Origin of the sequence: Pseudomonas sp. HMWF021, from assembly GCF_003061005.1 — a bacterium.
Classification (GTDB): Bacteria; Pseudomonadota; Gammaproteobacteria; order Pseudomonadales; family Pseudomonadaceae; genus Aquipseudomonas.
On the sequence record NZ_QAIK01000171.1, the window covers coordinates 31,755 to 40,257 of the forward strand.

Annotated in this window: 8 protein-coding genes; 4 read left to right on the plus strand and 4 right to left on the minus strand. The window is 60.4% G+C overall.

The features are described from left to right. Positions 1–83 precede the first annotated feature (83 nt). A complete protein-coding gene (locus DBR18_RS24790) occupies positions 84–830 on the plus strand; it encodes an SDR family oxidoreductase (RefSeq protein ID WP_108592292.1) in 747 nt (248 codons plus the stop codon). A 149-nt stretch (positions 831–979) separates the two neighbouring features. Here the strand turns inward: DBR18_RS24790 and mapR are convergent, their stop codons facing one another. The 3 genes from mapR to DBR18_RS24805 all read right to left on the minus strand — a co-directional run bounded on the left by mapR (position 980) and on the right by DBR18_RS24805 (position 4,406). Further along, positions 980–2,389 carry a GntR family transcriptional regulator MpaR gene (mapR, locus tag DBR18_RS24795; protein WP_007968515.1) on the minus strand — a complete coding sequence of 470 codons (1,410 nt, stop codon included), beginning with the start codon at positions 2,387–2,389 and terminating at the stop codon, positions 980–982. A gap of 142 nt (positions 2,390–2,531) precedes the next feature. Further along, on the minus strand, positions 2,532–3,962 hold the full coding sequence (gene ccoG / locus DBR18_RS24800) for a cytochrome c oxidase accessory protein CcoG (protein WP_108592293.1): 1,431 nt from the start codon (positions 3,960–3,962) through the stop codon (positions 2,532–2,534). 195 nt (positions 3,963–4,157) lie between these two features. After that, a complete protein-coding gene (locus DBR18_RS24805) occupies positions 4,158–4,406 on the minus strand; it encodes a DUF3203 family protein (protein ID WP_108592294.1) in 249 nt (82 codons plus the stop codon). Between the two features lie 123 nt (positions 4,407–4,529). Between DBR18_RS24805 and DBR18_RS24810 the strand changes: the two genes are divergently transcribed. Next, positions 4,530–5,042 carry an MgtC/SapB family protein gene (locus tag DBR18_RS24810; RefSeq protein ID WP_108592295.1) on the plus strand — a complete coding sequence of 171 codons (513 nt, stop codon included), beginning with the start codon at positions 4,530–4,532 and terminating at the stop codon, positions 5,040–5,042. 53 nt (positions 5,043–5,095) lie between these two features. On the opposite strand, the gene DBR18_RS28450 is transcribed toward DBR18_RS24810, so the two are convergent. Beyond that, positions 5,096–5,254: a hypothetical protein gene (locus tag DBR18_RS28450; protein WP_007966757.1), complete on the minus strand. Its 159-nt coding sequence runs from the start codon at positions 5,252–5,254 to the stop codon at positions 5,096–5,098. 217 nt (positions 5,255–5,471) lie between these two features. On the opposite strand from DBR18_RS28450, the gene DBR18_RS24815 reads away from it, so the two are divergent. Next, positions 5,472–7,469 (plus strand): alpha-1,4-glucan--maltose-1-phosphate maltosyltransferase, encoded by a 1,998-nt coding sequence (locus tag DBR18_RS24815; RefSeq protein ID WP_108592296.1) that lies wholly within the window; start codon positions 5,472–5,474, stop codon positions 7,467–7,469. 135 nt (positions 7,470–7,604) lie between these two features. Beyond that, positions 7,605–8,503, plus strand: an 899-nt coding sequence (locus DBR18_RS24820; RefSeq protein ID WP_256588935.1) for an alpha-amylase family glycosyl hydrolase, incomplete at its 3' end; no start/stop codon positions are given.

Consider the following 8,503-nt stretch of genomic DNA (forward strand, 5'->3'; position numbering starts at 1 on the left):
TTTGACAGAGCCCATGCAAAACCGCTCAATGGCGGTTATTCTTCCACCCGACTGTTACGTGTGCATTTGGGGGAAGGGCCAGCATGGATAAAGTCATGGTTATCACCGGTGGCGGGCGCGGAATCGGCGCCGCAACGGCGTTGTTGGCTGCCGGGCAGGGCTATCGGATCTGCATCAACTATCAGTCGGACGAACAGGCTGCGCAAAGCGTGCTGGAGCAAGTGCGGGCGCTGGGGGCGCAAGCTATCGCCGTGCGCGCCGATGTCAGCATCGAAGACGAGGTGATCGCGCTGTTCAACCGGGTCGACGCCGAGTTGGGTCGGGTCACTGCACTGGTCAACAATGCCGGCACCGTCGGGCACAAATCGCGGGTCGATGAAATGTCCGAATTCCGCATTCTCAAAATCATGAAAACCAACGTACTGGCGCCGATCCTCTGCGCCAAGCACGCGATCCTGCGCATGTCGCCCAAGCACGGCGGGCAGGGTGGCAGCATCGTCAACGTGTCGTCGGTTGCGGCGCGTCTGGGGTCACCCAACGAATACGTCGACTACGCCGCCTCCAAAGGCGCGCTCGACACCTTCACCATCGGTCTGTCCAAGGAAGTGGCGGGCGAGGGGATTCGGGTCAACGCGGTGCGTCCGGGCTATATCTACACCGATTTCCACGCATTGAGCGGTGATCCGGATCGGGTCAGCAAACTTGAGTCGGCGATTCCGATGGCCCGGGGCGGGCGGCCGGATGAGGTGGCAGAGGCGATTGTCTGGTTGCTGTCGGACAAGGCTTCTTATGCGACCGGGACGTTTGTTGATCTGGGTGGTGGGCGCTGATCTTCGGCATTTGTGCTGGCTGATCTGGCCTCTTCGCTGGCAAGCCAGCTCCCACAGGTTTCTGTGTCGTGCACAATATCTGCGACTGACATCGATCACTGTGGGAGCTGGCTTGCCAGCGAAGAGGGCAGCACAGGCAACATCGACTGTCAGAACGACCGCACAATCCGCCCCAGCGTCTCCATCGCCTTCTCCGAGCTCTCGGTCCAAGGGCTGCCGTAATTCAAGCGGATGCAGTTTCTGAAGCGCTGGGTCGGTGAGAAAATCGGCCCCGGCGCGATGCTGATGCCCTGCGCCAACGCCATCTGAAACAACTTCAGCGAATCCATCTGCGGTGGCAACTCCAGCCACAGAAAGTAGCCGCCCGCCGGTTGGCTGACGCGGGTCTGCGCCGGGAAATAGCGGGCAATCGCCGCGAGCATCGCGCTTTGCTGCTCTTCCAGGGCATAGCGCAGTTTGCGCAGATGGCGATCATAGCCGCCGTGTTGCAGGTAGTCGGCGATGGCCGCTTGCGCCGGCATCGAGGCGCACAGCGAGGTCATCAGTTTCAGTCGTTCGATTTTCTGCGCGTAGCGTCCGGCGGCGACCCAGCCGATGCGGTAGCCGGGGGCCAGGCTCTTGGCGAACGAACCGCAGTGCATCACCAGCCCTTCGGTGTCGAAGGCCTTGGCCGGTTTCGGCGCCTGTTGGCCGTAATAGAGCTCGGCGTAGACGTCGTCCTCGATCAGCGGCACCTGATGCAGGCGCAGCAGTTCCACCAGTTCCTGTTTCTTCGCCTCGGGCATGGTCGCGCCCATCGGGTTCTGGAAACTGGTCATGCACCAGCAGGCCTTGATCGGATGCCGTTCAAGCGTTTGCGCCAGTACACCGAGGTCGATGCCGTCGCGCGGGTGCACGGGAATTTCCACGGCCTTGAGTTTCAAGCGCTCCAGCACTTGCAGGCTGGCGTAGAACGCCGGGGCTTCGATGGCCACCAGATCGCCCGGTTCGGTGACCGCTTGCAGGCACAGATTCAGCGCTTCGAGTGCGCCGTTGGTGATCAGCAGTTCTTCCATCGGCAGCATCAACCCGCCAACCATGTAACGCAGGGCGATCTGCCGGCGCAGTTGCGGGTTGCCCGGCGACATGTCGGTGACCACCATGCGCGGGTCCATCTCCCGTGCGGCGCTGGCCAGCGAACGCGACAACCGTTGCAGCGGGAACAGGGTCGGGCTGGGGAACGCCGAGCCGAACGGCACGGTGCTCGGGTCCTTGATCGATTCCAGCACCGAGAACACCAGTTCGCTGACGTCGACTTCGGTGGAGTCGTTGACGTGGCTGCTGATCACCGGCTCCGAGAACGGGCTCGGTGCGTGGGTGTTGACGAAGTAGCCGGAGCGCGGCCGCGCACGGATCAGGCCGCGACGTTCCAGCAGGTAATAGGCCTGGAACACCGTGGACGGGCTGACCCCGTAAGTCTGGCTGGCGTAGCGCACCGACGGCACCCGCTGCCCGGGGCCGAGAACGCCGGAGCGGATCAGTTCAGCGATGTCGTCGGCGAATTTTTCGTAGCGTTTCATCTTGGGTCCGGGTTGGGTTCATTCTGGAAGACCGCGTCGCCTTCATTCGCGAGCAGGCTCGCTCCCACACTGGATCTGTAGAGTCCACAAAACCCTGTGGGAGCGAGCTTGCTCGCGAATGGCAGCGCCGCAGTCTAAGGGATCAGCGATTCATCGGCGCCACAAACCTGCTTTTCGCCACGCTGTAAACCTGTGGCTCGTCGCTGTCGGCAATCTTGAAACTCAAGGTCTGCGAGCTGCTGGCCGGGCGCTCGGTGGTCATCGCCACCGACACCGGCACATCGACGATCTCCCCCGGCGCCAGGCTCAATTCGGTCTTGCCCTGCAACTGGAAGCCGTCCCCATCCACCAGGCTCAGGTGGTAGTCCTGGCGTTGCTGGGTCTTGTTGATCACCTTGAGGGTGTAGATGTTTTCGATCTGGCCCTGACCGTTTTCACGGAACAGCCCGCGATCCTTGGTCACGTCCAGCGAAACCATCGGCCGTTCGACCAAGGCCAGCGCCAGAGCGCCGATCATCACCAGCAACACCGCCACGTAGCCGATCAACCGTGGGCGCAGCAGATGGGTCTTGCCGCCTTGCAGTTCGCGCTCGGAACTGTAGCGGATCAGGCCGCGCGGGTAGTTCATTTTGTCCATGATCGAATCGCAGGCGTCGATGCACGCCGCGCAGCCGATGCATTCCATTTGCAGGCCGTCGCGGATGTCGATGCCGGTCGGGCAGACCTGCACGCACAACTGGCAGTCGATGCAATCGCCAAGGCCCGCTTCGGCGGGTTTCACGTCACGCTTGCGCGGGCCGCGGTTTTCGCCACGGGCCACGTCGTAGGAAATTGCCAAGGTGTCCTTGTCGAACATCACACTCTGGAACCGCGCATACGGGCACATGTGCATGCACACCGCTTCACGCAGCCAACCGGCATTGATGTAGGTGGCGGCGGTAAAGAACAACACCCAGAACAGGCTGACGCCGCCGATCTGCAGGGTGAACAGCTCTTCGGCCAGCGGCCGGATCGGGGTGAAGTAGCCGACGAAGGTCAGCCCGGTCAGCACGCTGATCGCCAGCCACAAGGTGTGCTTGGCCGCGCGCCGCGCCAGTTTGTTCAGGCTCCAGGGCGCCGCTTGCAGTTTGATCCGCTGGTTGCGTTCGCCTTCGGTGATTTTCTCGCACCACATGAAGATCCACGTCCATGAACTCTGCGGACAGGTGTAACCGCACCACACCCGGCCGGCGAACACGGTAATGGCGAACAGGCCGAACGCGGCAATGATCAGCAGCGCCGAAAGCAGGATGAAATCCTGTGGCCAGAAGGTCGCGCCAAAGATGTGGAATTTGCTTTCGGCCAAGTCCCACAGCACCGCCTGACGCCCGCCCCAGTTCAGCCACACGGTGCCGAAAAACAGCAAAAACAGAAACCCCGCGCCGCTCATGCGCAGGGTTCGGAACAGGCCAGTGAAACTGCGGGTGTGGATCTGTTTGTCGGTGGAGCCGGCCTTCGCCTTCATTGGGCGACCAGGCACATTTTTTATGGTTGGCGCTGCTTCTACGGTTCGGACGGGGATTTGTTCGCTCATGGTCGTTCGCTCATCAGCCTCCATCAGGCGAACGAACTATGAGCGCCGATCTGTTTGCATAACAGACTCAGCTATCTGAATAAAAAGCGGATCAGATGGCTTTTTGCGCCGGCCCTGCGACAACTTGAAGCAGCCCGCCGACAAAGGCGCAAACGCCTAACGCAGGCGCTTGCGCCGGGTGTTGATCCGGGTCAGTCAAATCACCGAATCACTCTCGTCTGCCTTCAGATGCTTGCGACCGTCTCTGGCGCCGGCGACGGTCAATGCGTCGGCGTCGGCTTCGGTGATGTACACGCGCCGGCCTTCTATCTCAACGAATGACATGGCTTTTTCACTGTCCGTTTTGACTTCCAAGGTGTCGCAGATACGAATTTCTTCGCCATTTTCGACGGTGAAAAAACACACTTTGGATTCGGGATTGGATTCATCGATTCGAACGGGCATGAGGCTGTCCTTTTTTCATGAGTACCTGAAAGGTTAGGGCGTGCGTTTTGCCGATCGTTCTGCGCAACTGATTAATGGTCGCTGCTGTCCATCCCTTATCCAGCCAATAACAAGGATCAAACGATGAATGCCTGGTGGCATGAAGTGTGGGAAACCCTGCAAGCGGAGTTCGCTGACATCGGCGATGCCTCACAACTGACACGCATCACCGTGCGACTGGTGATGGCGGCGGTACTGGGCGGAATTCTGGGCTTCGAACGTGAACACAAAGGCAAGGCTGCCGGGGTGCGTACGCACATGCTGGTGGCGCTCGGCGCGGCGCTGTTCGTTCTGGTGCCGCAGACCTCCGGGGCTGAATCGGATGCGATGAGCCGGGTGTTGCAAGGGGTGATCGCCGGGATCGGTTTTCTCGGTGCCGGGACGATCCTGAAGAATCAGGAGGGTGATGAAGGACATGTCAAAGGCCTGACCACGGCGGCCGGCTTGTGGATGACCGCGGCAATCGGCGTGGCGGCGGGGCTGGGCAAAGAGGCGACGGCGTTACTCAGTACGTTGCTGGCGCTGGGGATTTTCAGCGTGATGCCACGGGTGGTCAGGCTGTTCGAGAAAGACGAGGAGAAAAACCGGCATCTGTAACAAGTTGGCTTAACCCTGTAGGAGCTGCCGCAGGTACAGGGGGGAGGCGTTTTTCAGACGATGACGGGGGGCATCGTCGTGGGTGGCTCTTCCTTCGGAGGAGGCGTGGTGCCCGGTGGTTCCTGCTCGGGAACCGGTTGCGGTTCAGTCTCGGGCAGGGTGGGTTTGTCGATGTTCGGATCAGGCGTTTCGGCCGGGATCGGGATGTTCATCTGTAGACCTCCGTGTGGCACATGGCGTGAGAAGTGCTTAAGTGGATTGACCACCTGTTGGCGATTTCGATCCGCTGATTTGTTCAGGCAAATCCCTGTGAACTTTTCCCCGCGCCGGTCGCTCGGAACCTAAGTCAGTTCAAGTCGTGGCCGGTGCCTCATTGTGAACACGGATCCGGCACAAGAGCGTCCTTGGGGCGTAAAGGAGAGATGCTCGATGTCTGCTGAAAAACCTTCAGAGCAGAGCTACAACCCGCACATGCCGCTGTCGCAGGCGCTGCTGCTGCCGCGCATCGTGATCGAAAACACCATGCCGACCCTCGATGGCGGGCAGTTTGCCGTCAAGTCGATCGCCGGGCGTGACGTCGTCGTCACCAGCAAGGTCTTCGCCGATGGCCACGACAAGCTTGCCGTGCGCGTGCGCTGGCACGAGGAAGGCACCGAGACCTGGCAAAGCGAAGTCATGAATGACCTCGGCAACAACAGCTGGGAGGGCCGCTTTCGGCCCGAGCATCAGGGGCGTTTTGTCTTTTGTGTCGAGGCGTGGATCGATCACTTCGCCAGTTTCCAGTACGAACTGGAGAAAAAGCATAACGCTGCCGTTCCGGTTTCACTGGAATTGCAGGAAGGCCGCAGCATGGTGCAGCAGGCCGCCGAGCGCAGCGAAGGCCAGCTCAGCGAACAGCTTGCGGCGCTGCATCACGAGCTGTCCGGCCTGCTCGAAACCGAGCAGGTGGCGCTGTTCCTGCACTCGCGCAGTGCGCAACTGATGGCCCAGGCCGATCACCGTGCCTATCTGAGCCTGAGCGCCGAATTCCCTGTGGATATCGAACGGGAGCTGGCCGAGTTCGCCAGTTGGTACGAGCTGTTTCCCCGCTCGATCACCGACGATCCCAACCGCCATGGCACGTTCAACGACGTGCATTCGCGTCTGCCGATGATCCAGGACATGGGTTTTGACGTGCTGTACTTCACGCCCATTCACCCGATTGGCCGCGCCCATCGCAAGGGTCGCAACAATTCCCTCACGGCCGGGCCGGATGATCCGGGCAGCCCTTACGCAATCGGCAGCGAGGAGGGCGGCCACGAAGCGATTCACTCGCAACTCGGCACTCGCGAAGACTTCCGCCGCCTGGTGGCTGCTGCCGCCGAGCATGGCCTGGAGATCGCCCTCGATTTCGCTATCCAGTGTTCCCAGGATCACCCATGGCTCAAGCAGCATCCGGGCTGGTTCAACTGGCGCCCGGACGGCACGATCAAATACGCGGAAAACCCGCCGAAGAAATACCAGGACATCGTCAACGTCGATTTTTATGCGCCGGACGCGATCCCCAGCCTGTGGGTCGAGCTGCGCGATATCGTCGTCGGTTGGGTCAGGGAAGGCGTGAAGATCTTTCGCGTCGACAACCCGCACACCAAACCGCTACCGTTCTGGCAATGGCTGATCGCCGATGTGCGGGCATTGCACCCGGAAGTGATTTTCCTCGCTGAGGCGTTCACCACGCCGGCGATGATGGCGCGTCTGGGCAAGGTCGGTTATTCCCAGAGCTACACCTATTTCACCTGGCGCAACACCAAGGCCGAACTGGCGACCTATTTCACCGAACTCAACGAATCGCCGTGGCGTGAATGCTACCGGCCGAACTTCTTCGTCAACACGCCGGACATCAACCCGGCGTTCCTGCATGAGTCGGGGCGTCCGGGCTTTCTCATCCGTGCGGCGCTGGCAACAATGGGCTCGGGCCTGTGGGGCATGTATTCCGGCTATGAACTGTGCGAATCGGCGCCGGTGCCGGGCAAGGAGGAATACCTCGATTCGGAGAAATACGAGATCCGCGTCCGCGACTTCAATGCACCGGGCAACATCATTGCCGAAATCGCCCAGCTCAACCGCATCCGCCGACAGAACCCGGCACTGCACACGCACCTGGGGCTGAAAATCTACAACGCCTGGAACGACAACATTCTGTACTTCGGCAAGCGCAGCTTCGACGGCAGCAACTTCATTCTGGTGGCGGTGAGCCTGGATCCGCACAACGTGCAGGAAGCCAATTTCGAACTGCCGCTGTGGGAGATGGGCCTGCCGGACGATGCGACCACCCATGGTGAAGACTTGATGAACGGTCATCGCTGGGACTGGCATGGCAAGTACCAGTTCATGCGCATTGACCCGGCTTACCAGCCGTTCGGGATCTGGCGGATTACTGCCGCATAAGACAAACACCGACCCCTGTAGGAGCTGCCGAAGGCTGCGATCTTTTGCCTTTGATTTTTTAGAAACAAGATCAAAAGATCGCAGCCTTCGGCAGCTCCTACACAGGAATCGCAAAGAATTCAGCAGGAGTTTCACATGGCGAAGAAACCCAAGGCAGCCACCTTCATCAAAGACCCGCTCTGGTACAAGGATGCGGTGATCTATCAAGTTCACGTGAAATCGTTTTTCGACTCCAACAATGACGGGATCGGCGACTTTCCCGGCCTGATCGCCAAACTCGATTACATCGCCGAACTCGGCGTCAACACCATCTGGCTGCTGCCGTTCTATCCATCGCCACGTCGCGATGACGGTTACGACATCGCCGAATACCGTGGCGTACACAGCGACTACGGGACCATGGCCGACGCCAAACGCTTTATTGCCGAGGCGCACAAACGCGGATTGCGGGTGATCACCGAGCTGGTCATCAACCACACCTCCGACCAGCACCCGTGGTTCCAGCGGGCGCGCAAGGCCAAGCCCGGTTCGGCGGCGCGGGACTTCTACGTGTGGTCGGATGACGATCAGAAATACGACGGCACCCGGATCATCTTCCTCGACACCGAAAAGTCCAACTGGACATGGGACCCGGTCGCCGGCCAGTACTTCTGGCACCGTTTCTATTCGCACCAGCCGGACCTCAACTTCGACAACCCGCAAGTGATGAAAGCGGTGCTGTCGGTAATGCGCTACTGGCTGGACATGGGCATCGACGGCTTGCGCCTTGACGCCATTCCGTACCTGATCGAGCGCGACGGCACCAACAACGAAAACCTGCCGGAGACCCACGACGTCCTCAAGCAGATTCGTGCCGAAATCGACGCCAATTACCCCGACCGCATGCTGCTGGCCGAGGCCAACCAATGGCCGGAAGACACCCAGCTGTACTTCGGCGACACCGATGCTGAAGGCGTGAATGGCGATGAATGCCACATGGCCTTTCACTTCCCGCTGATGCCGCGCATGTACATGGCGCTGGCCCAGGAAGACCG